This window comes from Pseudomonas cuatrocienegasensis (assembly GCF_900110925.1).
GTDB classification, from domain to species: Bacteria; Pseudomonadota; Gammaproteobacteria; order Pseudomonadales; family Pseudomonadaceae; genus Aquipseudomonas; species Aquipseudomonas cuatrocienegasensis.
Map to the genome: position 1 here is coordinate 178357 of NZ_FOFP01000011.1, position 25904 is coordinate 204260.

The window sequence follows — 25904 nt, forward strand, 5'->3', positions numbered from 1 at the left end:
ATGCGCCGACACCCTAGCTTGTCGGGCGGGAACAGAGGAGTAGGTATGACAGCCTGGTTGAGCGTGGTGGGAATCGGCGAAGACGGCTATGCCGGCCTGGGCAAAGCCGCACGGCGGGCGTTGCTGGCGGCCGGCTGCATCGTCGGCGCGCCGCGGCAACTGGCGTTGCTGCCGCATTGCCTGGGGGCGCAGCGCGAGGCCTGGCCCAGCCCGTTCAGCCTGGAGCCGGTGCTGGCGCGGCGTGGTACGCCAGTGTGTGTGCTGGCCAGCGGCGACCCGCTGTTCTACGGCGTGGGCGCGAGCCTGGCGCGGCAGGTGGCGGCCGAGGAGATGCAGGTGTTTTCCGCGCCCTCATCCGTCTCGCTGGCTGCCGCGCGCCTGGGCTGGCCGCTGCAGGAGGTGACGGTGTTGTCGCTGGTGGCGCGGCCGTTGGCGGCGTTGCAGGCGCAACTGTTCCCCGGCGCGCGGCTGCTGCTGTTGAGCAATGACGGCGACAGCCCGGCGGCAGTCGCCGAGCTGCTGCGCGAGCGCGGTTTCGGGCCCAGCCGTTTGACCGTGCTGGAGCACCTGGGCGGCGATCAGGAACGGCGCATCGACGGCCTGGCGGCTGACTGGGCGTTACCGCGCGCGGCCGATCTCAATCTGCTGGCAATCGACTGTGCGGCGGGCGCCGATGCACGCCTGCTGCCGCTGACGCCGGGGCTGCGCGACGATCTGTATCAGCACGACGGCCAGCTGACCAAGCGCGATGTGCGCGCCATCACCCTGGCGCGCCTGGCGCCGCAACCCGGCGAGCTGCTGTGGGATGTTGGCGCCGGCTGCGGCTCCATCGGCATCGAGTGGATGCGTGCGCACCCCGGTTGCCGGGCGCTGGCCATTGAGGCCGATGCCGGCCGCCAGGTACATATCCAGCACAACCGTGATGCCCTCGGCGTGCCTGGCCTGCAACTGGTTGCCGGCCGCGCGCCCGAGGCGCTGGCCGGGTTGGCTGCGCCGGATGCGATTTTTATCGGCGGTGGCGTCACCGTGCCCGGCATGCTCGAACACTGCTGGGCCAGCCTGAAACCGGGCGGGCGTTTGGTGGCCAATGCCGTGACCCTGCAAAGCGAGGCGGCGCTGGTGGCCTGGCGCGAACAGGTGGGCGGCGAGCTGACCCGCATCTCTGTGGCTCAGGCGCAGCCCCTGGGTGGCTTCGACACCTGGCGCAGCGCCTTGCCGATCACCCTGTTGGAGGTGCGCAAGCCGTGAGTGCACGCATCCTGTTGCTCGGTGGTACCACCGAGGCGTTGCGTCTGGCGCGGCGGTTGAGTCCTGAGGCGATCTATAGCCTGGCCGGCCTGGGCCGGGTACCGGATGACTTGCCCTGTCAGGTACGCGTCGGCGGTTTTGGTGGGGCCGAAGGGCTGGCGCGGTTTATCCGCGAGCAGGGCATCGAACTGCTGCTGGATTTGACCCACCCTTATGCCGCGCAGATCAGTCACAACGCCGCCCGCGCCGCCACGTTGAGCGGGGTGCCTTGCTGGGCGTTGCGCCGCCCCGGTTGGCAGGCGGCTGAGGGCGATGACTGGCGTGAGGTGGATGACTGGGCCGGGTTGATGGCTGCGCTGGCGCCGTTCCACAGGCCCTTCTTCACCTCCGGGCGCGAGCCGTTGGCGCATTTGCATGAAATTCCCGCGCACCAGCACTGGACCGTGCGCTGCCTGACGGCGCAGCAAGGCGTGCCGCGCGCCGAAGTGATAGGTGCGCGCGGACCGTTCTCGCTGGACGAGGAGCGCGCGCTCTTTGCGCGCATCCAGTGCGACGTGCTGGTCAGCAAGAACAGTGGCAGCGCCTCCACCGAGCCCAAGCTGCAGGTGGCGCGAGAGTTGGGTTTGCCAGTGCTGCTGCTACGTCGGCCGCAGCTGCCGACGGTGGACCGTGAGTTTCTTGAGCCAGAAGCCCTGTGGGAGGCGCTTTAGCGGCGACGGGTCTGTCCGTAGTCGCGGCTAAAGCCCCTCCCACACGATCCCGTAGGGTGCGCCGCGCCGTTACAACCCGCGACCGCCCGGATTGCATCCGGCCCACGGCGCGCTGCTAGACTGCCTGCCCTTTTGGAGGTCCTGATGAGCCAAGCCATCTACGCCCGCGTGTTGTTTATCGGCCCCGGCCTGAGCCGTGGCGTGTCGGCTGAGCGTTTGCGCCAGCGCGTCGAAGCGCTGCTGGGAGAGGCGCATCTGCATGACAGCGATCAGGGTGCCGATAGTTTCTGGCAGGCCGTGAACGAGGCGCCGCGTCCCTTGTTGGTGGTCGATCTGGAGCCGCGCGCCGATGCTGCACACCGTGATTGGTTGCGTGAGCAGATCGCCACGCGCACCGATGGCGCCTCGGTGTTTGTGGTCTGTACGGCGCTGGAAGACGCCTGGCTGGATGGCCTGGCCACAGTGCTTGAGCGCGTCGAGTCGCATACGCCCTGCAGCGATGTACCCGCTGTGCCGGCGCACCACGCCTGGTCGCAGATCCCGCCGCACGCCCAGCGCCTGCTGCTGTGCAACGGCCCGCGCTGCACGCGCCAGGGCGCGCTGGGCCTGTGGAAAACTCTGCGTCAGCGGCTCAAGGCCGCTGGCAAGCTGGAGTGCGAGGGCGGGGTGCATATCACCCGCAGCCAGTGCCAGTTCCCCTGCGATCTGGGGCCGACCGCGAGCCTTTATCCACAGGGCGAGTGGTACGGCATCCGGGATGAAGCGGCGGTGATTCGCCTGGTCGATGAGCGTCTGGTGGCCGGCAAGGCGCTGCCTGAGTTGCGTATCGATCAGCAGGGCGGCTAAGCCAGGCTACGGGTTGTGGAAGGGGCTGGGGCGGCGATCTGCTTTTGGCCGCGATTGTCGGTGGCCCTTTCGCGGCTAAAGCCCCTCCCACAGCTACCCCCCACACTCCTGAACGGACTTCGCGCCTTGACGCCGCTAAAGCGCCTCCCACGCTGTCCAGTGCAGAATCTGTGGGAGGGGCTTTAGCCGCGACGGCATACTCGGGCCACGCGCCTTGACGCGGCGTGTCATGAATGGTCATATCCGCGCCGATTCAGGTGCCTTACGCCGCCGCGCGTGAGGTGAAACGGGAAGTCGGTGCAAGTCCGACGCTGCCCCCGCAACGGTAAGCGAGCGACCTCATCACTAGGCCACTGTGCAAATTTTGCATGGGAAGGCGATGACGTCATGACCCTCGCCAGCCCGGAGACCGGCCTGAATCTGGGAGTTGCTGTGATTGTGCGCGTTCGCGCTGCAACGGCCCCCCATTAGTCTGGCAACCCGCGGTGGGCGGGCGTTGACGCCGATTGCAGGTGCCTGCGCGCCTGCGTCTGCTGTTGCGCGTTTCCATCGGATTGCCGTGCCTTCTCTCTTTGCTATGGAAGCAATATGGCGCGCCATTTCCGTTTTAAGAACCTTCACCGGTCATCACTCCCTGCTGAACCCGGTCTTGCACAAGCGTGGCTGCGAAGTCGCATAATGTTATGTTATAACAATTACATTATGCCCCATGACCTAGCCTCTCGGTGGCCGCTCACGATCGGCGCGCAACCGGGCGAAGCGGTTGTGGGGCGGCCCGCCGTCCCTCTGCGCAACAACGGAAATTCTGCCGTGCAAGACTCTCTGCTGCCGTACTCCTTGCCGCTCGCTCTGCTGTTGGCCTCTTCGGCCATGGCCAGCGAAGCCCCTGTCGATCTCCCCGCCATCACTGTCCAGGCCAACGCCATGGAAGAGGGCGCGAGCGACCTGCATACGCCCACCCGCAGTGGCTCGCGGCTGGAGCTGTCGGCCCTGGAAACCCCGGCCAGCACCAGCAGCCTGAGTGGCGCCGAGGTACGCGGACGTAACAACCTGACTGTGCAGGACGCGGTCACGCGCACGCCCGGCATCAGCAGCATTGGCAACCCGGGCAACGGTGGCACGGCGCTGTCGGCGCGCGGTTTTACTGGCCACTCGGCGGTCATGCAGCTGTACGACAGCACCCGCCAGTACGTCGGGGCCGGTACCGTGACCTTCCCGGTGGACACCTGGTCGGTGGCGCGGGTTGATGTGTTGCGCGGCCCGGCCTCGGTGCTTTACGGCGAGGGCGCCACGGGGGCGGTGATTAACGTGGTGCCGAAAAAACCGTTCGCCGGAGAGGTCATCAACCACCTGCGCTTCGGCTATGGCAGCGACGACCGCCGCCAGGCCGCGCTGGACAGCGGCGGCTCGCTTAGCGATGCCCTGAGCTACCGTTTCACCCTCAACCAGCAGGCCAGCAATGGCTGGGTCGACCGCGGTGATTCCGAGAGCCTGGCGCTCAGCGCCGCAGTGCGCTGGGAGGCCAGCGAGGACCTGAGTTTTACCCTGTCCCACGACCAAGGGGACCAGAGCCCCGAGCGCTACTTCGGCACGCCGCTGGTCGCTGGCCAGTACCGCGAGAGCCTGCGCGACCACAACTACAACGTCGACAACGCCGACGTGCAGTACAACGACCAGCTCACCCGCCTGACCAGCGACTGGCGCATCAATGACGCGCTGACGGCCAGCAACCAGCTCTACTACATCAAGACCCAGCGCTACTGGCGCAACGCCGAGGCCTACCGTTGGCAGCCAGGTGATCGGGTCGAGCGCAGCGAGTTCTACAACATCAAGCACACCCAGGAGCAGGTCGGTGATCGCCAGACCTTCACCCTCGAGCACGCGCTGTTCGGCCTCGACAGCCTCACGGTGGTGGGTGTGGATTACAACCGTATTCACTTCGCCCGCCAGCATGATTTCGCCAGCAGCTTCAGCGACAGCGTGCCCCTGGCCGGCTCCGGCGGCGGCCAGTATCAAAGCACTGATCCGCAGGGCTACGGCCCGCGCGAACGCAACCTGGCCCGGCAATTCTCGCTGTTCGCCGAGAACCGCACGCAACTGACCGAGCGCCTGGCGCTGGTCACCGGGGTGCGCCGCGACCAGGTGCATATCCAGCGTGACAACCTGGTCGATGGCAGCAGTGCTGATCGCAGCCTGAGCGGCGACAACTGGCGCGCTGGCCTGGTCTTCGCGCTGACGCCCGAGCTGTCACTGTATGGCCAGTACGCCACCAGCACCGAGGGGGTGAATAACCTGCTGACGCTCAATGTCGGGCAGCAGCGTTACGACCTGAGCGAGGCCAGGCAAAGCGAGATCGGCCTCAAGCAGATGCTGATGGACGGGCGCGGCGAGTGGACCCTGGCCGCCTACCACATCGTCAAACAGAAGCTGCTCAGCCAGACCTCGCCTGGCGCTGCTGCCGAGCAGATCGGCCAGCAGTCCTCCGATGGCCTGGAGGCGACCCTGGAACTGGCACTGGGCCGGGGCTGGCAGCTGTCGGCCAATGCGGCCTTTATCCGTGCGCGTTATGACGACTTCAACGAAACCGCCGGCGCTGTGCTGATGGACCGCAGCGGCAATCGACCGATCAACGTGCCCAAACGCACCGCCAACCTGTGGTTGAACAAAGACCTGGGTCAGGGCGTGGACGCCGGCATCGGCGCGCGCTATGTCGATGCGCGCTACGCCGACACCGCCAACAGCGCCCAGGTGCCGAGCTACACGGTGGTCGATGCCAACATCGGCTGGCAGGTACAACCGGATGTGCGCTTGGGCCTGGAGCTGAACAACCTGTTCGACCGCCAGTACGCCACCACGGCCAGCAGCGATGGCCAGCAGTGGTACCTGGGCGCGCCACGCTCGCTGTTCGTCACTGCGGATTACCAGTTCTGATGCAGCGCCTGCGCATCCGCGAGCTGGCCTGGTCGCCCGATGGGGAGCGGCCGTTGCTCGACGCCATCGACCTGGCCGTCGATGACGGTGAGCTGGTGGGGCTGATCGGCCCCAACGGCAGTGGCAAGACCAGCCTGCTGCGCTGCGCCTACCGTTTTCAGCGGCCGAGTGCCGGCAGCGTCGAGCTGGACGGCGAGCCGCTGTGGCAGCGTTCGCCGCGCTGGTGCGCGCAGCGGGTGGCGGTGGTGCTGCAGGAGTTTCCCCAGGACTTCGGCCTTAGCGTGCGCGAAGTGGCGGCCATGGGCCGTACGCCGCACAAGGGCCTGTTCGATGGAGATGACAACGAGGACCGCCGCCTGGTGGATCAGGCCCTGGCCCGTCTGGGCCTCAGCGCGCTGGCGCAGCAGGCCTTCGCCCGCCTCTCCGGCGGCGAGAAGCAGCGTGCGCTGCTGGCCCGTGCGCTGGTGCAACAGCCGCACCTGCTGATCCTCGATGAACCGACCAACCACCTCGACCCGCGCTACCAGCTTGAGCTGCTCAAGCAGATCAAGGCCCTGGGCCTGGCGAGCCTGGCCAGCTTCCACGACCTCAACCTGGCGGCGGCCTTCTGCGAGCGCCTCTATGTGCTCGACCAGGGCCGCCTGGTGGCCGCCGGCACGCCTGCCGAAGTGCTCACTGCCGAGCTGCTGTTGCAGGTGTTCGGCGTGCAGGCGCTGGTCGATACCCATCCACTGGCGGGCCACCCGCGCATTACCTGGATTGTTTGATGAATACTGGCGAATACCTTGACTCCACCCCAGAGCTACATAGCGTCTATGAGTCGCGGCTAAAGCGGAACGCCGCCCGGCCCCTCCCACAGATTTGCGTTGCCGTTGTGGGAGGGACCTGGCTGCGTTTCGCTTTGGCCGCGATAGCGCGCTGCCGCCGCCCGCAAGAGCCGCGCTACGCCGTGGGAGGGGCTTCAGCCGCGACGACTCCACATCGCTCGCCGCTAAGGCAGAGCACCGTCCGGTCACGCTTGCTTGCGCTTCTGCTGCTGGCGTTGAGCACCCCCGCCTGGGCCGTCACCGTCACCAGCTGCGATCGTCAGGTGACCATCGACAAGCCGCCCCAGCGGGCGGTCAGCCATGACGTCAATATGACCGCCATGCTCCTGGCCCTGGGTCTCAAGGAGCGCATGGTCGGCTACAGCGGTATCAGCGCCTGGAAGACCCTCGACCCAGCGATGCAGGCGCAACTGGCCGACCTGCCTGAGCTGGCCGCGCGTTACCCGTCGATTGAGAACCTGCTCAACGCCGAGGCGGACCTGTTCTTTGCCGGCTGGAATTACGGCATGCGCATTGGCGGTGAGGTCACCCCGGCGAGCCTGGCGCCATTTGCCATCCCGGTGTACGAGTTGAGCGAGTCCTGCGCGCATATCCTGCCCAACCGGGTCGCCAGGCTGGACGACCTCTACAACGATCTACATAACCTCGGGCAGATCTTCGCCGTCGAGGCCCGCGCCGACGCCTTGGTCGACGCGCTGCAAAAACGGGTGGCGACGGTCGAGCAGCGCCTGGCGGGCGTATCAACGCGGCCCCGGGTGTTTCTCTACGACAGCGGCGAAGACACCCCCTTTACCGCCGGCCGCCTGGCCATGCCCCAGGCGCTGATCGAGGCCGCCGGTGGGCGCAACGTGATGGACGGCCTGCCCGCCAGTTGGCTGCGGGTCGGCTGGGAAGCGCTGGTGGAGCAGGACCCGGAGCTGATCCTGATCGTCGATTACGGTGAGCGCACGGCGGCGCAAAAGCGCGACTTTCTGCTGCACCACCCGGCGCTGCAGGGCGTCACCGCAATCCGCGAGCAGCGCTTTGTGGTGTTGCCGTACCTGGCGGTTACCCCAAGCCTGGACAACGCTGCCGCCATCGAGACCCTGGCCGCCGCGCTGCATCCCGAGGTGTTCGCACCATGATGCGCAGCCCGCGCCGCTATCGCCTGTTGTTGCTTGTTCTGGGCGCCGCGTTGTTGCTGTCTTGCGCGCTGTCGCTGGCCTTTGGCTCGGCGCAGGTGCCGCTTGAGCGAGTGCTGGCGATTCTTGCCCAGCGCCTGTTTGGCATCAGCCCGGAGGTGGCAGTGAACCTGGGCCATGACAGCATCGTCTGGCAATTACGCGCACCCAGGGTGCTGCTCGGTGCCTTGGTCGGCGCCGGCCTGGCGCTGGTCGGCACGGCGCTGCAGGCGGTCACGCGCAACCCCCTGGCCGACCCGCACCTGCTCGGCGTCAGCTCCGGCGCGGCCCTGGGCGCGGTGATTGTGGTGCTGTACCTGGGCGAATTCGCCGGCCTGCTCAGCTTGCCCCTGGCTGCTTTCGTCGGCGCCCTGGCAAGCATGCTGCTGGTGCTGGCCATCGCCAGCCGCAGCGGCCGGCTGGAGAGTGACCGTCTGCTGCTGGCCGGGGTGGCGGTGTCGTTCGTGATGATGGCGGCGAGCAACCTGCTGCTGTTTCTCGGTGACCACCACGCCGCCAGCTCGGTGCTGTTCTGGATGCTCGGCGGCCTCGGCCTGGCGCGCTGGGAGCTGCTCTGGCTGCCGGCCTTGTGCTTGCTGCTGGCGTTGCTGGTGCTGCTCGGCCTGGGTCGGGCGCTGAATGCGTTGATGGCCGGCGAGCACAGCGCCGTCAGCCTGGGCCTGGAGCCACGGCGGGTGCGCGTGCTGGTGTTTGTGGTGGCGTCCCTGCTGACCGGGGTGCTGGTGTCGCTGAGCGGCGCCATCGGCTTTGTCGGCCTGATGCTGCCGCATGTGGCGCGTTTTCTGGTGGGGGCCGAGCATCGCCGCCTGCTGCCGGTAAGTGCGCTGCTCGGCGCGCTGTTTCTGGTCTGGGTCGACGTCGCCGCGCGCACCCTGCTGGCCCCGCAGGACCTGCCTATCGGCATCGCCACGGCGGCCATCGGCGGGGTGTTTTTCGTCGCGCTGTTGCGCCGGCGCTGAGGGCTGACAGACCGTCGCCCGGCAGGTGCCGAGCGACTTATCCACAGGGCTACCAGCTGCGGTAGGGCAGGAACTTGCCGTTGAGGATGATTTGTACGCGGTCGCCTTTGGGGTCAGCGACACGGCTGATGTCCATGCTGAAGTCGATGGCGCTCATGATGCCGTCGCCAAATTCCTCGTGGATCAGTTCCTTGATGGTGCCGCCGTAGACGTTGATCATCTCGTAGAAACGGTAGATCAGTGGGTCGGTGGGGATGGCCTTGTCCCAGTGTTTGTGCGGGAAGGCCTGCAGCGCCTTGCTGACCTCGGCGGGCAGTTCCAGCACATCGCAGAGTTTGTCGGCGACCTCGGTTGGCATGCTGTTCATGCCCATGCAGGCCGAGGTGGTCCACACCGGTGACATGCCGATGCGCTCGGCAATGGCGGCCCAGCTCAGGTCGAGGCGGCCCTTGGCGGCGAGGATGGTGGTTTGCATGCTGGCTTTATCCATGACTGGACTCCTTCGAGGGGGACATTGAGGGTTTGCCTGGGTGCAGCGCGTCGAGCGCCAGGTCCAGGGCAGGGTTGATTTCGGTGGGGAAGCCGTCGGCCTCCGGTGCGGTGCCTTGCAGGGCCTTGGAGCGGTTGACCAGAAAGTCCACCAGGTGATTACGGATCTTGTAGAACGCCGGGTGGTGGATGATCTGGTCGCGCCTGCGCGGGCGCGGCAGGTCGATGTGCACGGCTTCGGCGATGCGCGCCTGGGGGCCGTTGGTCATCAGCAGGATGCGGTCGGCGAGCAGGATCGCTTCGTCGACATCGTGGGTGATCATGAACACGGTCTGCTGGGTCTCGCCCCAGACCTTGATCAGCTCGTCCTGAATGACCCCGCGGGTCAGGGCGTCGAGGGCGCCGAAGGGTTCGTCGAGCAGCAGCAGTTGCGGCTGGGTGGCGAAGGCGCGGGCGATGCTCACGCGCTGGCGCATGCCGCCCGACAGCTGCGAGGGCTTGCGCGCCTCCGAGCCCTTCAGGCCGACCATATGCAGATAGTCGAGGCTGTGCTGGCGGATCTTCTCCTTGCTCCACTGCGGGAAACGCGCACGCACGCCGAAGATCACGTTATCCAGGGCGCTGAGCCAGGGCATCAGGCTGTAGTTCTGGAACACCACGCCGCGCTCCAGGCTCGGCCCGGCGATCTCCTTGCCGGCCATGATCAGCGCGCCATCACTGACCTGGTCGAGCCCGGCGAGGGCGTTGAGGATGGTCGACTTGCCGCAGCCGGAGTGGCCGATGATGCAGACGAACTCGCCCTTCTGGATGCCGAAATTGACGTTCTCAAACACCGTCAGCGGTTCGCTGCCGGGCTGGGAAAAGCGCTTGGCAAGGTTGCGGGCTTCTACGAAGTAACGCGACATGGGCCTACTCCTGGTAGCTGACGAGGCGCGCCACGGCGCCGAGCATGAGGTCGAGGAGCATGCCGACCACACCGATCATGACGATGGAGAAGATCACGCTGGCCAGGTCGAGGTTGTTCCACTCGTTCCACACGTAGTAGCCAATGCCGGTGCCGCCAACGAGCATTTCGGCGGCGACTATGACCAGCCAGGCGATGCCCACGGAGATGCGCATGCCGGTGAGGATGGTCGGCAGCGCCGCCGGCAGGATCACCGTCAGGGCCGTGCGCAGCGGGCTCAGCTCATGGGTGCGGGCGACGTTGATCCAGTCGCGGCGCACCCCGGCCACGCCAAAGGCGGTGTTGAGCAGCATCGGCCAGATCGAGCAGATAAAGATCACGAAGATCGCCGAGGCTTCCGAGTCCTGAATGATGAACAGCGCCAGGGGCATCCAGGCCAGCGGCGAGATCGGCCGCAGGATCTGGATAAACGGGTTGAGCGCACGGTACATCAAGGGCGACATGCCGATCACGAAGCCCACCGGAATCGCCACCAGCGCCGCCAGGAAGTAACCGGTCAGCACCCGGTACAGCGAGTGGGCGAGCTGGATGCCGATGCCCTTGTCGTTCGGCCCGGCATCGTAGAACGGCTGGCTCAGCTCGCTGACCGCGTGCATGAACACCGCCGAGGGCGGCGGCACCCGCGCTTCCTGGCTGGTTGCGCCCATCAGCTGCGCGTACTCGTCATCCGCTGCAGCTGCGTTGCTGGTCGGGGCCTGGCAGAGAATCTCCCAGACGCCCAGCAGCACCAGCAGGATCAGCGCCGACAACAGGCCGGCCCGCAGTTTGGTTGAAGCCATCGTCAGGTTCTCCGAATGCTGAAGCTGTTCAGGTAGCCTTCCGGGTCGGCCGGGGTGAACGGTTTGCCCATCACGCTGAAGCTCTTGTAGGTGTCCGTCGGCACCTCCATGCCCAGCTCGCGCATGACCTTGCCGGCGTCGGCGGCGAGGTAGACCTGCTCGGCGATGGCGCGGTAATCGACGTCACCCTTGAGGTAACCCCAGCGCTTCATCTGGGTGAGGATCCACACCGCCATGGAGTGCCAGGGGAAGGGGTCGAAGTCGATGCGGTCCGGCTCGTCACGCACGTTGCCCAGGCCATCGGCGAAGCGCCCGCTGAGCACCTGCTGGATCACCGGTACCGGCTGGTTGAGGTAGTTGCGCGGGGCGATGGCCTCGGCAATTGCCACACGGTTTTCCGCCTGCGAGCTGTAGTGAGTGGCGTCGATCAGGGCGCGCAGCAACGCACCGTAGGTGTTCGGGTTTTGCGTGGCGAACTGTTGGCTGCAGGCAAAGGCGCAGCAGGGGTGGCCGGGCCACAGGTCCTTGGTCAGCACGTGAATGAAGCCGACTTTTTCCCACACGGCGCGCTGGTTGAAGGGGTCGGGCGAGAGGAAGCCGTCGATGTTGCCGGCGCGCAGGTTGGCGACCATTTCCGGTGGCGGAATCACCCGGATCTGGATGTCCTGATCCGGGTCCAAGCCGTGCTCGGCGACGTAGTAGCGCAGCAGGAAGTTGTGCATTGAGTAATCGAACGGCACGCCAAAGCGCATGCCTTTCCACTGCTTGGGGTCGCGCTTGTCGAGGTGCTGGTTGGCCAGAACGATGGCCTGGCCGTTGATGTTCTCGATGGCCGGCATGATGAACGGCGACTGCGTCGAGCCCAGGCCCAGGCTCATGGCCAGCGGCATGGGGGTGAGCATGTGCGAGGCGTCGTATTCACCAGCCAGAGACTTGTCACGGGCCACGGCCCAACCGGCGGTTTTCACCGTGGTCACGTCGAGGCCGTACTTTTTATAGAAGCCCATGGGCTCGGCCATGATGATCGGTGTGGCACAGGTGATGGGCACGAAGCCGATGTTCAGCTTGGCCTTTTCCAGCGGGCCTAGGTTGTCCTTGACCGCCGCCTTGATCGCCTCCATCGGCACGATGCTGGCGAGAATCGCCGCCAGGGTGCCGCCGCCGAGCATGCCCATAAAGCTGCGCCGCGAGACCTCGCTGTGGCCGAACATGCCGCGCACGATGGCGCTTTCGATGGCGCGGTCGAGCATCGCTTCCTGATCGAGCGGGGCACCGGGCACGGCTGTATGGGGCTTGGGCTGACAGGTTGCACAACTGCAGGCGCCGCTGTGGCTCAGGTTGCTGTCGGGGCTGAACGGATCGCCCAGGCTATTGCTCATCACGGCACTCCTTCTCGGTCAGGCATGGCGGACGCACCCTGCTGGGTCGCCCGCGCTGAAAATGCCCTGCGCTGATACGCAGCGGCTCTTGTCAGGTGCTAGAGCAGAAGCTGTGCCAGGTTAGTTCTATAAATCTAACCTTATGTTTTTAATGGGATTTATAGATTATTAGTGGTGCTGGAATAACTACGAAAAATCGTTTTTAACGCTATTTCGTAATTCTTTAATCCGAAAAATCGTAATTGGCACAGCACTTGATGCAGGTGGGTAGCCCCCTTCGCTGACGAGCCGTAGCCATGTCCGAATCCGCCCTGGCCCACCGCATGCTGCACGACCTGCACAGCGCCTGCCTGCTGATCGATCCCTTCGCCGACCGCCTGGTGTTTGCCAATCCCGCCGCCGCGACGCTGCTCGGCTGGCCGCTGGATGCGTTGCTGCAACAACGCGCCAGTCGGCTCTGGCGGCATGCCCTGGGTGAACTGCTGGTGCTCAGTGAGGAAGTCCTGCAGCACGGCAGTGCCTGGAGCGATGAGTTGGGTGTCAGTGGCGCCGAGGACGGTGTACTGGCTCTGGAGCTGAGCGTCAGCCGCATCGAGGGGGACAGCGGCCCGTTGCTGGGCATGCTGTTGCACGCGCGCAAGCAGCTCGACGGCCTGCGCGGGCTGGCTGAGGCGCAGCGCTATCAGCGCCAGGGGTTCGTCAAATGGCAGGGCGTCGAGCGTGTGTTTCGCGAGATCGAGCGGGAAAACCAGTTGATCCTCGGCGCCGCGGGTGAGGGCATTTACGGGGTCAACCACGAGGGCGTGACGACCTTCGTCAATCCGGCGGCGGAGCGCCTGCTTGGCTGGCAGGCGGAAGACCTGATCGGCCACAAGATCCACGACCTGATTCACCACCACCATGCTGACGGCAGCGAATACCACGGCCGTCATTGCCCGATCTACGCCGCCTTTCGCGATGGCGAAGTGCACCAGGTCGACGATGAGGTGTTCTGGTGCAAGGACGGACGCTCGATTCCGGTGGCCTACACCAGCACGCCGTTGCGCGATAACGGTGAGCTTATCGGCGCGGTGGTGGTATTCCGCGATATCAGCGACCGCAAGGAGGCTGAGCAGCGTTTGCGCCAGGCGCTGGCCGAGGTGCAGGCGCTGCAGCAGCGTCTGGAGCTGGAAAACGCTTATCTGCAGGAGGAGATTCGCGGTGAATTCGCCCATCACAGCCTGGTCGGGCGCAGCGCGGCGATCCAGCAAATCGTCCGGCAGATCGAGCTGGTCGCCCCCACTGGCGCCAACGTGCTGATCACCGGTGAGTCGGGCACCGGCAAGGAGCTGATCGCCCGCGCCATTCACGACAGCAGCGCGCGCCGCCAGCGCCCGCTGATCCGCGTCAACTGTGCGGCGGTGCCGCGTGAGTTGTTCGAGAGCGAGTTTTTTGGTCACGCCAAGGGCGCCTTTACCGGCGCCCTGGCCGAACGGGTCGGGCGTTTCGAGCTGGCCGATGGCGGCACGCTGTTCCTCGATGAGGTCGCGGAGATTCCCCTGGAGCTACAGAGCAAGCTGCTGCGCGTGTTGCAGGAGCAGCAGTTCGAACGGGTTGGCGAGAACCACACGCGCCAGGTCAGCGTGCGGGTAATTGCCGCGACCAACCGCGATCTGCGCCAGGCGGTGCGCGATGGCACGTTTCGCGAGGACCTGTACTTTCGCCTGAATGTCTTCCCGCTGGAGTCGGTGCCGCTGCGCCAGCGCCTGGATGATGTGCCGCTGCTGGCGCAGCATTTTATCGGCCGCGCCTGCCGCACCCTCAACCGCGCCGAGCCGAGCCTGCGGGTGGCCGATATACAGCGCCTGCAAGCCTACGCCTGGCCGGGCAATATCCGCGAGCTGGAAAACGTCATCGAGCGCGCGGTGATCATCTCTGCAGGCGGTCGTTTGCGCATCGACCTGCCTGACCCGCAGCCCGGCGCGCCGCTAGCGAGTACCCGCGATGTACCGGAAGAGGGCGGCGGCATCCTGACCGATGACGAGCGCCGCCAGCGCGAACGCAACAATCTGCTGGCAGCCCTGCGTGCTTGCAACGGCAAGGTCTTCGGTCGTGCCGGCGCGGCCAGCTTGCTCGGGGTCAAGCCGACTACCCTGCGCTCACGCCTGGAGCGCTTTGGCATTGAGCCGCGGGCGTTTCGTCAGCGCCGGTTGAGCGACTTATCCACAGCCGCAGAATGAGCCTCAGCTGTTTTCGCGAGGCGAGGCGAGGCGCCGGCTTTGCTACCATGGCGCGACTGTCTGATTGCGAGTTGCACATGCCTGTGTTCTTCCAGCGATATCGCGTCGTCCTCACGGCGTTGCTGATCGGCCTCGGGCTGCTGGCAAGCATCTGGCTGGCCGGGCGCTATGCCGAAAGCCGTGCCTGGGAAGAGCGCAGCGGCGAGGCGCGTGGCCAGTTGCAGCTGTATGCGCAATCGATCCACACGCTGGTCGAGCGCTTTCGTTCGGTACCGGAGCTGCTGGCGCTGGACAGCGACATCAAGCGCCTGCTGCGCAGCCCCGACGACCAACTGCTACGCGACCTGCTCAACCGCCGTCTGGAGCAGCTCAATGCCGCCGCCGGTTCCAACGTGCTCTACCTGCTCGACGGTCGCGGTCACACCCTGGTGGCCAGCAACTGGCGCGACTGGAGCAGTTTCGTCGGCAACAATTACGCCTTCCGCCCGTATTTTCAGGACGCCCTCAGGCAGTCCGCGGGGCGTTACTTTGCGGTGGGCGTGACCACCGGCATTCCCGGTTATTTTCTCTCCCATGTGGTGCGCGACCTCGATGGCAGCGTGCTCGGCGTGCTGGTGGTCAAGCTCGAACTGGAAGAGCTGCAGCGCGAGTGGGCCGGCCAGGCCGGGGTATTGCTGGTGGCGGACAGCTACTCGGTGGTGATCCTCAGCAACCGTCCGGCTTGGCGTTTTCGCGCCCTGGAAGACCTCGGCGAAGCGGCGCGGGCCGAGCTGATCGAGGTGCGCAAGTATGCCGAACAGGCCCTCCAGCCGCTGCCCAGCGAGGTGCGCCGGCAGATCGACGTGGACGCCGATTGGCGCCGGGTGGACGGCCCCGATGGCCGGCGCGACTACCTCTGGCAGCGCCTGGACATGCCCGAGGAAGGCTGGACCCTGCACCTGCTGCTCGAGCCCCTGAGCCTGGCTGGCAACGTGCGCACCTACCGCCTGGCTGCCGCCGGGGTGTGGATGACCCTGGCTTTTCTGCTGCTGTTTCTCGCCCAGCGGCGCAAGACCCAGCGCTTGCAGACCGGCATCCGCGAGCGCCTTGAGCAGGAGGTGAGCGCCCGTACCGCCGAGCTGCGTGAAGCTCAGGAAGGCCTGGTGCATGCGGCCAAGATGGCCGCCCTAGGGCAGATGTCCGCGGCCATGGCCCACGAGATCAACCAGCCGCTGACGGCCATGCAGATGCAGTTGGGCAGTGTGCGTCTGTTGCTCGATACCGCGCGCCCGGAAGAGGCGCGCAACGGCCTGGAGCGCATCGACAACCTGCTGCAGCGCATTGCCGTACTTACCCGGCACCTCAAGACCTTCGCCCGCAAGAGCCCAGCCGGGCTGAGCGAGCGTGTGCGGTTGGCCGATGTGCTGGAGCAGGCGTTGCTGCTGCTCGACGCGCGTATCCGCCGCGACGAGGTGCTGCTCAGCTGTGAGATCGACGCCGAGGCGCTGGTGGCCGGCGATGCGATCCGCCTGGAGCAGGTGCTGGTCAACCTGCTGCACAACGCCCTGGATGCGATGAGCGCTGCGCCGGTGCGCCATCTGCAGGTGCGCATTGCCCGTGAGGATGACCAGTGTGTCTTGCAGGTCAGCGACAGTGGCGGCGGGATTGCCGCCGAGCACCTGGCCCAGGTCTTCGAGCCGTTCTACACCACCAAGCCGGTGGGCCAGGGCCTGGGGCTGGGCCTGGCGGTGTCCTATGGCATCGTGCGCGAACTGGGCGGTAGCCTGGAGGTGGCCAATGGCGAGGATGGGGCGGTGTTTACCCTGCGTCTGCCCGCAGCTCCCGACCCGTAGGGTGCGCCGCGCGCACCGACTTGTAGATCGGGCATCCACCCTGCTTAGTGCATCGAGGGCATTGGTGCGCACGGCGCACCCTACGGGCGTGACTAACGATATTGCTTCCGGGCTACACTGCCCGCCGATTGATCAGGAGGTGATATGTCCGGGCAGGTAATAGTCGTCGACGACGAGGCGGCGATTCGCGAGGCGGTGCAGCAGTGGCTGGAGCTGTCCGGTTTCAGCGTGCAGAGCTGTGCCAGTGCGGCCCAGGCGTTGGCGCTGGTTGATCGCGACTTTCCGGGGGTGATCATCAGCGATGTGCGCATGCCCGGCACTGACGGCCTGCAATTGCTCGATACGCTGCTGGAGCTGGACCGTGACCTGCCGGTGATCATGGTCACCGGCCATGGCGACGTGCCCATGGCGGTGCAGGCGCTGCGCCAGGGCGCCTATGACTTTATCGAGAAACCCTTCACCCCCGAGCGCCTGCTCGACAGCGTGCGCCGCGCCCTCGACAAGCGCCGCCTGGTGTGTGAGAACCGCCAGTTGCGTCAGCAGTTCGCCTTCAAGGATCACATCGAGTCGCAGCTGCTCGGTGTGTCCCGGGCCATGGAAAACCTGCGTCGGCAGATCCTCGAGCTGGCCGGCACCTCGGTGAATATCCTTATTCGCGGGGAAACCGGCAGCGGCAAGGAGCGCGTTGCGCGCTGCCTGCATGACTTTAGCGCGCGGGCTGGCAAGCCTTTCGTCGCGCTGAACTGCGCGGCCATCCCGGAGAGCATTTTCGAGAGCGAGCTGTTCGGCCATGAAAGCGGCGCGTTCACCGGGGCCCAGGGCCGGCGCATCGGCCGGATCGAACATGCCGACGGCGGCACGCTGTTTCTCGACGAGGTGGAAAGCCTGCCGCTGGCGCAGCAGGTCAAGCTGCTGCGGGTGCTGCAGGAAAAGACCCTGGAACGCCTGGGCTCCAACCGCAGTATTCAGGTCGACCTGCGGGTGATCAGCGCGGCCAAGCCCGACCTGCTCGACGAGGTGCGTGGCGGGCGCTTTCGCGAAGACTTGCTGTACCGCCTCAATGTCGCCACGGTGCGCATCCCGCCGCTGCGTGACCGGCGTGAGGACATTCCCCTGCTGTTCGAGCACTTTGCTCATGAGGCCGCCAAACGCCATGGCCGCGTCTCGCCGGCCTTGGCGCCGAGCGAGCTGGCGCGATTGCTCGGGCACGACTGGCCGGGCAACGTGCGGGAGCTGATCAATGCCGCTGAACGCCATGCCCTGGGCCTCAGTACACCGAGTGATACGGTGGCCAACCAGTCCCTGGCCGAGCAGATGGAAGCCTTCGAGGCGCAGTGCCTGCACCACGCCCTGGTGCGCTGCCAGGGCAGCATTGCCCAGGTCATGGAGGTGTTGCAGCTGCCCAGGCGTACGCTCAACGAGAAGATGCAGCGTCATGGTTTGCAGCGCAGCAGATACCGGCCAGCGGGTAGTGCGGACGAAGAATAAGCGGCTATCCGCCTATCTTTGGTCAGGGTGTGAGCGAAAACCCGCCTATTTATTCCTTGTTAGACGCCTCAAACGCCCATGGGTGGGCGTTTTAACAGCTGGCACGTCTTCTGCTATACCCAGTACAGCCATGCGCGCCCGACGCGCAGGCGACTGATAAGAAAGACAAGAGGTCAGCACCATTTGCCGCTCTGCCTGCGCGAGTTCGCCTCGCCCTCTTGCACATCCGCGCGTACGCCGGGTGTGGGGTTTTCCCGCTTTCCTGAACGACACCGATGAGCACTGCCTGTCGGCGTGTTCACGGTCACAGTCTGCATAAAGCCATAACAATGACGGAGACTCATCCATGCACCTGACCAAGCGTTTCAGCCTGTTCGCCGCTGCAGCGGCCCTGACTGCCAGCACCGCCGTGCTCGCGGCACCGACCTTTATCAACGTCCTCACCGGCGGCACCAGCGGGGTCTATTACCCCATCGGTGTGGCCCTGTCGCAGCTCTACGGCAACGGCATCGAAGGCTCGAAAACTTCCGTGCAGGCCACCAAGGCCTCGGTAGAAAACCTCAACCTGCTGGAAGCCGGGCGTGGCGAACTGGCCTTCGCCCTGGGTGACTCGGTCGCCGATGCCTGGGAAGGTGTCGAGGAAGCTGGCTTCAAGGCCCCGCTGAAGAAGCTGCGCGCGATTGCCGGGACCTACCCGAACTACATCCAGATCGTCGCCAACAAAGAGTCGGGCATCACCACCCTGGCCGACCTCAAGGGCAAGCGCATTTCCGTGGGCGCGCCGAAGTCCGGCACTGAGCTGAATGCTCGCGCCATCTTCGCTGCCGCCGGCCTGAGCTATGAAGACATGGGCAAGGTGGAGTTTCTGCCGTACGCCGAGTCGGTCGAGCTGATCAAGAACCGTCAGCTGGACGCCACCCTGCAGTCCTCGGGCCTGGGCATGGCGGCCATCCGCGACCTGGCAGCGACCCTGCCGATCAACTTCGTGGCCATCCCGGCCGAGACCACCGCGAAGATCAACAACGCCGCCTACCAGGCCGCGACCATCCCGGCCGGCACCTACGATGGCCAGGACAGCGATGTCGCCACCGTGGCCATCAACAACATTCTGGTCAGCCATGACGGCGTCTCCGACGAGGTGGCCTACCAGATGACCAAGCTGATGTTCGACAACCTCGAGCGCCTGGGCAACGCCCACTCGGCGGCCAAGGACATCAAGCTGGAGAATGCGGCCAAGGACCTGCCGATTCCGCTGCACCCGGGTGCCGAGCGCTTCTATAAGGAAGCTGGCGTTCTGTAAGCCTGTTGCAGGGTTAGGCGTGTAGCCTGGGCAGCCGCGAGGCGAACGCCCAGGCTCGGCTGAGAGGACGCGCCGTGCGGCACGTCCTTTTCAGACCGCCACCATGGGTCATCCCGTAGGTAGAGTTGCGAATAAAACCGGCGTCCATGGACGGTAGGTTTTGTTGGCGACTCTGACGTATCGCAGTAGTCACGAGGTTCGCGCTCCATGAGTGATTCCAACCAAGGCCTGGCGGCCAATCCCGGCGAGTGGCCCAAGGCGCTGTTCGCCGTTGCGCTGCTGTTCTCGATCTTTCAGATCGTCACGGCCGCGTTCCACCCCGTTTCCAGTCAGGTGCTGCGTGCCGTGCACGTTGGCTTCCTGCTGCTGGTGGTGTTCATCAGTTTTCCGGGGGCCGGCAAGGGCCAGCCCTGGCAACCGCTGGCCTGGCTGATCGGCCTGGTCGGCATGGGCACCGCTGCCTACCAGTGGTATTTCGAGGCGGACCTGATTCAACGTTCCGGCGACCTCACCAGCCTGGACATGGCCGTGGGCCTGGTGCTCACCGTGCTGGTTTTCGAGGCGGCGCGCCGGGTCATGGGCATTGCCCTACCGCTGATTTGTGCACTGTTCCTGGCCTATGGCCTGTTCGGCCAGTACCTGCCCGGCGACCTGATGCATCGCGGTTATGGCATCGACCAACTGGTTAACCAGCTGGCATTCGGCACAGAAGGGTTCTACGGCACGCCGACTTATGTTTCGGCTACCTATATCTTCCTGTTCATCCTGTTTGGCGCCTTCCTCGAGCAGGCCGGGATGATCAAGCTGTTCACCGACTTTGCCATGGGCCTGTTCGGCCACAAGCTTGGCGGTCCGGCCAAGGTGTCGGTGGTGTCGTCGGCGTTGATGGGTACCATCACCGGCTCCGGCGTGGCCAACGTGGTCACCACCGGTCAGTTCACCATCCCGCTGATGAAGCGTTTCGGCTATCGCCCGGCATTTGCCGGTGGCGTCGAAGCGACCTCGTCGATGGGCAGCCAGATCATGCCGCCGATCATGGGCGCTGTGGCGTTCATCATGGCCGAGACGATCAACGTGCCCTTTATCGAAGTGGCCAAGGCCGCGCTGATTCCGGCGCTGCTGTATTTCGGCTCGACCTTCTGGATGGTTCACCTGGAAGCCAAGCGCGCCAACCTGCGTGGCCTGCCGAAGGACCAGTGTCCGAACCCCTGGGCTGCCGTGCGTGAGCGCTGGTACCTGCTGATCCCGCTGTTCATCCTGATCTACCTGCTGTTCTCCGGGCGCACACCGCTGTTCTCCGGCATGGTTGGGCTGGCCCTGACGGCCATCGTCATTCTCGGCTCGGCGATCATTTTGCGGGTGTCCTCGTTCGCTTTGCGCATCGCTTTCTGGGTCGCCCTGGGCCTGCTCTGCGCGGGCTTCTTCCAGCTCGGTATCGGCGTGGTGTTTGGTGTGGTCGCGTTGCTGGTGGCGATCTGCTTCTTCATTAAGGGCGGCCGCGAAACCCTGACCATCTGCCTGCATGCGTTGGTCGAAGGCGCGCGCCATGCGGTGCCGGTGGGCATCGCCTGTGCGCTGGTCGGGGTGATCATCGGCGTAGTGTCGCTGACCGGGGTGGCCTCCACCTTCGCCGGCTATATCCTCGCCGTGGGCCAGGACAACCTGTTCCTCTCGCTGCTGCTGACCATGCTCACCTGCCTGGTGCTGGGCATGGGTATCCCGACCATCCCCAACTACATCATCACCAGCTCGATTGCCGCGCCGGCGCTGCTGGACCTGGGCGTGCCGCTGATCGTCTCGCACATGTTCGTCTTTTACTTCGGCATCATGGCCGACCTGACGCCGCCGGTGGCCCTGGCCTGTTTCGCGGCCGCGCCGATCGCCAAGGAAACCGGGCTGAAGATCAGCCTGTGGGCCATTCGTATCGCCATTGCCGGCTTTATCGTGCCGTTTATGGCGGTGTACGAGCCGGCGCTGATGCTGCAGGGCGATAGCTGGCTGGCCACGCTCTATGTGGTGCTCAAGGCGTTTGTCGCCATCGGTATCTGGGGTGCGGTGTTCACCGGCTACCTGCAGGCCAAGCTGAGCTGGTGGGAGCGTGCCCTGGGCTTTGCCGCAGGCGCCAGCCTGATCCTGGCCACACCGGCCAGTGATGAAATCGGCTTTGCCCTGGCGGCGTTGTTTATCGCTCAGCACTTCTGGCGTGCACGTCGTGCCCAGGTGGCAGCGGCGTGATGGGCCTGTGCCTGGGGTTGGCGGGGGTTGTCTGGGCACAGGTGCCCACCCCGGCCTTTACCCTGGCCTGGACCCATACGATCGAGAAGATCCGCTGGGAAGAAGATTACCGCGTCACCGCCGAGGGTTTGCTGCTCGGCGAGGCGCGGGTCAAGGGTTCTGGCGCCGGCATGGAGATTCCGGACGGCGCCGAACTGCGCGAGGGCAGTTGGCATTACCAGCGCCAGCTACCGCCCTTGCAACCGCTGCGTGTGGGGCGAACCCCCGAAGCAGGGGATTACCAACTGTGTTTCAACCAGCGTTGCCACTCGATGAGTGAATGGCTCGGCCCGCCACAAGCAGCCCAGCCCGCGTTGGAACTCTGGAGCTGTGAGCAAAGCCCCCCGGAACCCGCCTAGGCGCGTACCGGCCAGGACCACGTTCGGCGTGCGTCCGCTCCCTGCGCCACAAGCGCGGGCGACCCTGAGGAAAACCCCCATGCGACGTTGTCGGTGGGGGTTTTGTTCGTTAGGGTTTCGACCATCTACCCTGTCCCTGGAGCTCTTTGTGTCAGCGCCGACCTTTGTCACCTATTACCTGGAGATGCGCGACCCCGCCGCGCTGCGCAGCAAGCCCTTGCCGCCGGAGCTGACGGTGGTCGAGTGCCAGATCAAGCAATTCCCGTTCAACCGCTTCCTCTACCAACTGGTCGGCGGCCCCTGGCAGTGGACGGATAAGCTGAGCTTGAGTGACGCCCAGTGGCGCGACCTGGTCGAGCACCCTGGGCACCGCACCTGGGTGGCCTACCATCAGGGCGCGATTGCCGGCTACTACGAGCTGCAGCGGGTCGGCAATGATGTGGAAATTCTCTACTTTGGCCTGGTCGAGGCGTTTTTCGGCCGCGGTTTCGGTGGCCCGCTGCTGAGCCACGCGCTGGCATCCGCCTGGGCCTGGGCGGGCACAGAGCGGGTCTGGGTACACACCTGCAGCCTCGATCACCCCAGCGCCCTGGGTAATTACCAGGCGCGCGGATTGCAGCTGTATCAGCAGGTCGAGGAATAAAACAGCGGGACGATAACGAGCGGTTGTGGTCTATCCAGCATGCCCTTCACTGCGAGATGCCTGCCATGACCACCGCCTTGCGCTCCTCCTTGCTGCTCGCCCTTGGCCTGACGCCGCTGCTCGCAGCCGCTCAACCGCAACCCCTGCAACCAGGCCTATGGGAGCTGAGTTCCAGCGACATGCAGGTCGACGGCCAGGCGTTGCCCGACGTCAACCGCTTGCTCGAAGGCCTGCCCGCCGCGCAACGGCAGATGCTCGAAGGCGCCATGGCCGAGCAGGGCGTGCAGTTTGGCGGCCAGGGCGTGCAGGTGTGCATGACCCAAGCGCAGATCGACTCCGGCCAGATCCCCCTGCAAGACCCCAAGACCGGCTGCAGCCAGCGCATTACCGAGCGCAGCGCCGAGCGTTGGGCTTTTACCTTCAGCTGCCCCCAAGGCCAGGGGCAGGGCGAAACCCAGTTTCTCAGCGATCGCGAGTTCCTAACCCGCCTCAACGGCACCTTCACCCACAACGGCCAGGCCCGCGAAGGCAGCCTGCAAACCCGTGCGCGCTGGGTGGCGGCGGATTGCGGCAGTCTGCGAGGGAACTAGCTCCGATCATCCTGCGCTCAAGCGGCTTAGGTGGTGTTGCAGAAACACCTGATCTACTGCGAGATTTTCTGGTTTTGTCAGAGGCCGTGGCGCGCGCGGATCTGGGTGATCTGCTCAGCCTGCTCGCTGAGGAAGCGGTTGAACTCGGCGATCAGTTGCGGATGGCGGATGCCCGACAGGTAGTAATGGTCTTCCATATGGTCGAGCTGCGGGTCGAAGACCAGGGTATCCGCCGGCAGGTTTAGCTGGTGCAGGCGGTAGGCGACCACCTTGGGGTTGAGGTAGGCCCCGTCGATTCTGTCATTTATGACCATTTGCAGCAGCGAGTCGACCTGGTTGGCCTGAATCAGTTTGATGCGCCCGGCGCGGATTTCCTTCAGGTAGGGCCAGGGGGTGAAGCCATTTTGCGTACCCAGCAATTGCAAGGTGGCCGCGCTCTGGCCGAGGCGTCCGGGCTTGACCAGGACTCCATCGATATAAGGCACCGTGGGCTGGCTGTAATGCACGGTATGGCCGGCCTTTTGCGTGGCATTCCATTGCGGATGATCGGGGTATTTGAGGTCCACCCGGCCAGCGAGGAAGTCGCTTAGCAGACGGCGTACGGGCAGCGGCACATAGGTGAATCGGTAACCGCGATCGGCAGCGAAGGCATCGAGCAGGTCGCGGGCATAGCCCTGATAGTGACCGTCCTGCACTGCCGAATAGGGCGGATAGGACTGCAGCTCCACGCCGACGCGAAAGTGCTCCTGGGCCTGGGTGGATGGCGCGTACAAGTTAAGGCAGAGCAGTAGGGCGAACAGGCTTCTCATAAGACGATGTTCCAATTGGCTGTTGCAACCCTGTGCAGGCTATAACCGCAATACGTGTGTGAGCCACCGAATACGGTAGGAGCCCCGCCTCGGGGCGAATCGATTGCAGCCATTCAGTGACCTCGGCGTTGCCCATGGCATTCGTGCGCGGAACGCGGCTCGCACAAAAGCATCGTCGCTGTGCCGCACGGTGGGGCATCGCCGTTCATCGCGTCTCGGCGGTAATCGGCACGGCCACATGGGATGACAGCGAGCAGCGTTGTAACCATAGCCACAGATCAGAGAATCGGCGAGATCAGCCGCGCCACACGCATGCCCAGTTGCTGCAGGCGATGGGCCTGCTTGCGGTCGGCGCCGACCAGCTCGCGGCTGTGGCTGAAATCGCGTTCGAGCATCTGCGCGACCTCGCCGGCGAACACCCGGTCGACGGTCAGCAGGCTGACTTCAAAATTCAGCCGCAGCGAGCGGTTGTCCAGGTTGGCGCTGCCGATCAGGCACGCCTCGTCATCGATCAGCACCACCTTTTGGTGGAGGAACCCCGGCCGGTAGCGAAACACCCGCACCCCGGCGCGCAGCGCCTCCAGTGCATACAGGCTGGAGGCGGCGTAGACCACCTTGTGGTCCGGGCGTGATGGCAGCAGCAAGCGCACATCCACGCCGCGCAGTACCGCCAGACGCAGGGCGCTGAACAGCGCTTCGTCGGGGATAAAGTACGGGCTGGTCAGCCAGAGCCGCTCGCGGGCCGAGTTGATTGCCTCGACGAACAGCAGCGAGCAGGTTTCCTGGGCATCGGCCGGGCCGCTGGCGATCAACTGGCAGCGCATCGACTCCTCCGGGTAGACCGAGGGCAGCAGCAATGGCGGCAGCGTGCGGGTGGCCCAGTACCAGTCCTCGGCAAAGGACTCCTGCAGCGCCGCGACCACCGGGCCGTGTACCGCCACATGGGTATCGCGCCAGGGCGCCAGGGGCGGCTTGAGGCCCAGGTATTCATCGCCCACGTTGAGCCCGCCGAGAAAGCCTACCTCGCCATCGACCACCACCACCTTGCGGTGATTACGGAAGTTCAGCTGGAAGCGATTGAACCAGCCACCGCGCGTGGGGAAGGCATGTACCTCGACGCCGCCCTCGCGCAAGCGCTGCAGGTAGGCGCGCGGCAGCGCATGGCTGCCAATCCCGTCGTAGAGGAAAAACACCTGCACCCCGGCCGCTGCCCGCGCCAGCAGCAGGGCCTGCAGGCGCCGGCCGAGGGCGTCGTCGTGGACGATGAAGAACTGTATCAGGATCACCTCGCGGGCCTGCTCCAGTGCCTCGAACAGGGCGGCGAAGGTGGCCTCGCCATCGATCAGCAGTTGTACGCGGTTCTGCCCCAGGCAGGGCAGGCGACCCAGCCGCGGCAACGCGGCGAGGCGATCGTAGGCCGGTGCATCGCCAGGCTGCACCGTGGCTTCGACCCAGGGTCGCCAGTCGAGGTCGGCCACGGCACTGTGCATCTGCCGGTCGATGTCGCGGCGCGCGGCAATGTAGGCATCGAAGCGGCTGCGGCCGAAGACCAGGTACGGCAGCAAGGTCAGGTAGGGCATGAAGAACAGCGACAACGCCCAGGCAATGGCGCCCTGGGCGGTGCGCACAGTCAGCACAGCATGCACAGCGGCGATTGTGCCCAGGCCATGGATCAGGGCGATCAGCCAACCCAGCAGGTATTCATAGGGTAGACCTGAAAACATCCGAACTCCTAGGGTCTGTTCCCGTTTCGTTCGCGGCCGCGCCGGAGCCAGTTTTAGCGCGAGGCAAGGCACGAGATGCGAAGTTTAGCGGGCTAAATGAGCCATCGAGAAACGCAGCATCGCGCTAAAACGGGCCCGGCCCTTCGGGTGGGGCCGCCTAGGTTGCGCGCAAAATCTCGCCATGCGTTGTTGGAGGACTTGGCAAGGGAACAACCATTCCCTGCGTCCTCCGCCTAGCGGAACGCCGCCCGGCCTGGCGAGATTTTTCGCGGCAACGCGGCTTGCGACGAAACGGGAACAGACCCTAGCGCTCATGGTGGCTCTGATACAGACAGTACGGGGGCTCCAGGGTT

At 65.4% G+C, this 25904-nt stretch carries 21 protein-coding genes and 1 riboswitch; of the genes, 15 read left to right on the plus strand and 6 right to left on the minus strand.

Translation table 11 applies throughout. The features are described from left to right. The first annotated feature begins 45 nt into the window (after nt 1-45). The 7 genes from BMW49_RS16180 to BMW49_RS16210 all read left to right on the plus strand — a co-directional run bounded on the left by BMW49_RS16180 (nt 46) and on the right by BMW49_RS16210 (nt 8702). Nucleotides 46-1248: a bifunctional cobalt-precorrin-7 (C(5))-methyltransferase/cobalt-precorrin-6B (C(15))-methyltransferase gene (locus tag BMW49_RS16180; protein WP_069519426.1), complete on the plus strand. Its 1203-nt coding sequence runs from the start codon at nt 46-48 to the stop codon at nt 1246-1248. Next, entirely contained in the window at nt 1245-1958 is a 714-nt protein-coding gene (locus BMW49_RS16185) for a cobalt-precorrin-6A reductase (protein WP_069519427.1), read from the plus strand. The genes BMW49_RS16180 and BMW49_RS16185 overlap by 4 nt, the downstream gene beginning before the upstream one ends. A 144-nt stretch (nt 1959-2102) precedes the next feature. Next, nucleotides 2103-2804, plus strand: a complete 702-nt coding sequence (locus tag BMW49_RS16190; RefSeq protein ID WP_069519428.1) for a (2Fe-2S) ferredoxin domain-containing protein — start codon at nt 2103-2105, stop codon at nt 2802-2804. Between the two features lie 238 nt (nt 2805-3042). After that, a riboswitch (cobalamin riboswitch) is annotated at nt 3043-3236 on the plus strand. Between the two features lie 438 nt (nt 3237-3674). Further along, a complete protein-coding gene (locus BMW49_RS16195) occupies nt 3675-5735 on the plus strand; it encodes a TonB-dependent receptor (protein WP_244168365.1) in 2061 nt (686 codons plus the stop codon). Further along, nucleotides 5735-6502: an ABC transporter ATP-binding protein gene (locus BMW49_RS16200; RefSeq protein WP_069519430.1), complete on the plus strand. Its 768-nt coding sequence runs from the start codon at nt 5735-5737 to the stop codon at nt 6500-6502. Before BMW49_RS16195 ends, BMW49_RS16200 begins: the two co-directional genes overlap by 1 nt. A gap of 251 nt (nt 6503-6753) precedes the next feature. Continuing rightward, the gene (locus BMW49_RS16205) at nt 6754-7686 is read left to right on the plus strand and encodes an ABC transporter substrate-binding protein (protein ID WP_069519431.1); all 933 of its coding nucleotides are present in this window, start codon (nt 6754-6756) and stop codon (nt 7684-7686) included. After that, on the plus strand, nt 7683-8702 hold the full coding sequence (locus BMW49_RS16210; protein ID WP_090391004.1) for a FecCD family ABC transporter permease: 1020 nt from the start codon (nt 7683-7685) through the stop codon (nt 8700-8702). The genes BMW49_RS16205 and BMW49_RS16210 overlap by 4 nt, the downstream gene beginning before the upstream one ends. A 49-nt stretch (nt 8703-8751) precedes the next feature. On the opposite strand, the gene cynS is transcribed toward BMW49_RS16210, so the two are convergent. From cynS to BMW49_RS16230, 4 genes are read right to left on the minus strand one after another with little or no spacing between them, the layout of a single operon-like run. Further along, on the minus strand, nt 8752-9192 hold the full coding sequence (cynS, locus tag BMW49_RS16215) for a cyanase (RefSeq protein WP_069519432.1): 441 nt from the start codon (nt 9190-9192) through the stop codon (nt 8752-8754). Then, nucleotides 9185-10096, minus strand: a complete 912-nt coding sequence (locus tag BMW49_RS16220) for an ABC transporter ATP-binding protein (RefSeq protein WP_069519433.1) — start codon at nt 10094-10096, stop codon at nt 9185-9187. Before BMW49_RS16220 ends, cynS begins: the two co-directional genes overlap by 8 nt. Nucleotides 10097-10100: 4 nt before the next feature. Then, nucleotides 10101-10934, minus strand: coding sequence for a nitrate ABC transporter permease (ntrB, locus tag BMW49_RS16225; RefSeq protein WP_069519434.1), 834 nt, complete (start codon nt 10932-10934; stop codon nt 10101-10103). Nucleotides 10935-10936: 2 nt separating this feature from the next. Further along, nucleotides 10937-12313, minus strand: coding sequence for a CmpA/NrtA family ABC transporter substrate-binding protein (locus BMW49_RS16230; RefSeq protein ID WP_244168360.1), 1377 nt, complete (start codon nt 12311-12313; stop codon nt 10937-10939). A gap of 296 nt (nt 12314-12609) precedes the next feature. Between BMW49_RS16230 and BMW49_RS16235 the strand changes: the two genes are divergently transcribed. From BMW49_RS16235 to BMW49_RS16270, 8 genes are all read left to right on the plus strand, one after another. Next, complete coding sequence (locus BMW49_RS16235; RefSeq protein ID WP_069519436.1) at nt 12610-14532, plus strand: sigma 54-interacting transcriptional regulator; 1923 nt, start codon at nt 12610-12612, stop codon at nt 14530-14532. Nucleotides 14533-14609: 77 nt separating this feature from the next. Next, complete coding sequence (locus tag BMW49_RS16240; RefSeq protein ID WP_069519437.1) at nt 14610-16364, plus strand: sensor histidine kinase; 1755 nt, start codon at nt 14610-14612, stop codon at nt 16362-16364. 144 nt (nt 16365-16508) lie between these two features. Continuing rightward, nucleotides 16509-17852, plus strand: coding sequence for a sigma-54-dependent transcriptional regulator (locus tag BMW49_RS16245; RefSeq protein WP_069519438.1), 1344 nt, complete (start codon nt 16509-16511; stop codon nt 17850-17852). Between the two features lie 346 nt (nt 17853-18198). Then, nucleotides 18199-19152 (plus strand): TAXI family TRAP transporter solute-binding subunit, encoded by a 954-nt coding sequence (locus BMW49_RS16250; RefSeq protein WP_069519439.1) that lies wholly within the window; start codon nt 18199-18201, stop codon nt 19150-19152. Between the two features lie 207 nt (nt 19153-19359). After that, the gene (locus tag BMW49_RS16255; RefSeq protein WP_069519440.1) at nt 19360-21387 is read left to right on the plus strand and encodes a TRAP transporter permease; all 2028 of its coding nucleotides are present in this window, start codon (nt 19360-19362) and stop codon (nt 21385-21387) included. Then, a complete protein-coding gene (locus BMW49_RS16260) occupies nt 21384-21785 on the plus strand; it encodes a DUF1850 domain-containing protein (protein WP_069519441.1) in 402 nt (133 codons plus the stop codon). Before BMW49_RS16255 ends, BMW49_RS16260 begins: the two co-directional genes overlap by 4 nt. A gap of 184 nt (nt 21786-21969) precedes the next feature. Next, entirely contained in the window at nt 21970-22428 is a 459-nt protein-coding gene (locus BMW49_RS16265) for a GNAT family N-acetyltransferase (protein ID WP_069519450.1), read from the plus strand. 65 nt (nt 22429-22493) lie between these two features. Beyond that, nucleotides 22494-23018 (plus strand): DUF3617 domain-containing protein, encoded by a 525-nt coding sequence (locus BMW49_RS16270; RefSeq protein ID WP_069519442.1) that lies wholly within the window; start codon nt 22494-22496, stop codon nt 23016-23018. Nucleotides 23019-23095: 77 nt separating this feature from the next. On the opposite strand, the gene BMW49_RS16275 is transcribed toward BMW49_RS16270, so the two are convergent. Further along, complete coding sequence (locus BMW49_RS16275) at nt 23096-23827, minus strand: substrate-binding periplasmic protein (protein ID WP_069519443.1); 732 nt, start codon at nt 23825-23827, stop codon at nt 23096-23098. Nucleotides 23828-24105: 278 nt separating this feature from the next. Next, nucleotides 24106-25551, minus strand: coding sequence for a cardiolipin synthase (cls, locus tag BMW49_RS16280; protein WP_069519444.1), 1446 nt, complete (start codon nt 25549-25551; stop codon nt 24106-24108). Nucleotides 25552-25904: the final 353 nt, after the last annotated feature.

Excerpts from the sequence above, each read along its gene's own strand:
- cls (WP_069519444.1), bottom strand. The coding sequence starts at position 25,551 with ATGTTTTCAGGTCTACCCTATGAATACCTGCTGGGTTGGCTGATCGCC.
- BMW49_RS16210 (WP_090391004.1), top strand. The coding sequence starts at position 7,683 with ATGATGCGCAGCCCGCGCCGCTATCGCCTGTTGTTGCTTGTTCTGGGC.
- BMW49_RS16255 (WP_069519440.1), top strand. The coding sequence starts at position 19,360 with ATGAGTGATTCCAACCAAGGCCTGGCGGCCAATCCCGGCGAGTGGCCC.
- BMW49_RS16270 (WP_069519442.1), top strand. The coding sequence starts at position 22,494 with ATGACCACCGCCTTGCGCTCCTCCTTGCTGCTCGCCCTTGGCCTGACG.
- BMW49_RS16190 (WP_069519428.1), top strand. The coding sequence starts at position 2,103 with ATGAGCCAAGCCATCTACGCCCGCGTGTTGTTTATCGGCCCCGGCCTG.
- ntrB (WP_069519434.1), bottom strand. The coding sequence starts at position 10,934 with ATGGCTTCAACCAAACTGCGGGCCGGCCTGTTGTCGGCGCTGATCCTG.
- BMW49_RS16275 (WP_069519443.1), bottom strand. The coding sequence starts at position 23,827 with ATGAGAAGCCTGTTCGCCCTACTGCTCTGCCTTAACTTGTACGCGCCA.
- BMW49_RS16240 (WP_069519437.1), top strand. The coding sequence starts at position 14,610 with ATGCCTGTGTTCTTCCAGCGATATCGCGTCGTCCTCACGGCGTTGCTG.
- BMW49_RS16220 (WP_069519433.1), bottom strand. The coding sequence starts at position 10,096 with ATGTCGCGTTACTTCGTAGAAGCCCGCAACCTTGCCAAGCGCTTTTCC.
- BMW49_RS16200 (WP_069519430.1), top strand. The coding sequence starts at position 5,735 with ATGCAGCGCCTGCGCATCCGCGAGCTGGCCTGGTCGCCCGATGGGGAG.
- BMW49_RS16250 (WP_069519439.1), top strand. The coding sequence starts at position 18,199 with ATGCACCTGACCAAGCGTTTCAGCCTGTTCGCCGCTGCAGCGGCCCTG.
- BMW49_RS16245 (WP_069519438.1), top strand. The coding sequence starts at position 16,509 with ATGTCCGGGCAGGTAATAGTCGTCGACGACGAGGCGGCGATTCGCGAG.
- BMW49_RS16180 (WP_069519426.1), top strand. The coding sequence starts at position 46 with ATGACAGCCTGGTTGAGCGTGGTGGGAATCGGCGAAGACGGCTATGCC.
- BMW49_RS16235 (WP_069519436.1), top strand. The coding sequence starts at position 12,610 with ATGTCCGAATCCGCCCTGGCCCACCGCATGCTGCACGACCTGCACAGC.
- BMW49_RS16230 (WP_244168360.1), bottom strand. The coding sequence starts at position 12,313 with ATGAGCAATAGCCTGGGCGATCCGTTCAGCCCCGACAGCAACCTGAGC.
- BMW49_RS16195 (WP_244168365.1), top strand. The coding sequence starts at position 3,675 with ATGGCCAGCGAAGCCCCTGTCGATCTCCCCGCCATCACTGTCCAGGCC.
- cynS (WP_069519432.1), bottom strand. The coding sequence starts at position 9,192 with ATGGATAAAGCCAGCATGCAAACCACCATCCTCGCCGCCAAGGGCCGC.
- BMW49_RS16265 (WP_069519450.1), top strand. The coding sequence starts at position 21,970 with ATGCGCGACCCCGCCGCGCTGCGCAGCAAGCCCTTGCCGCCGGAGCTG.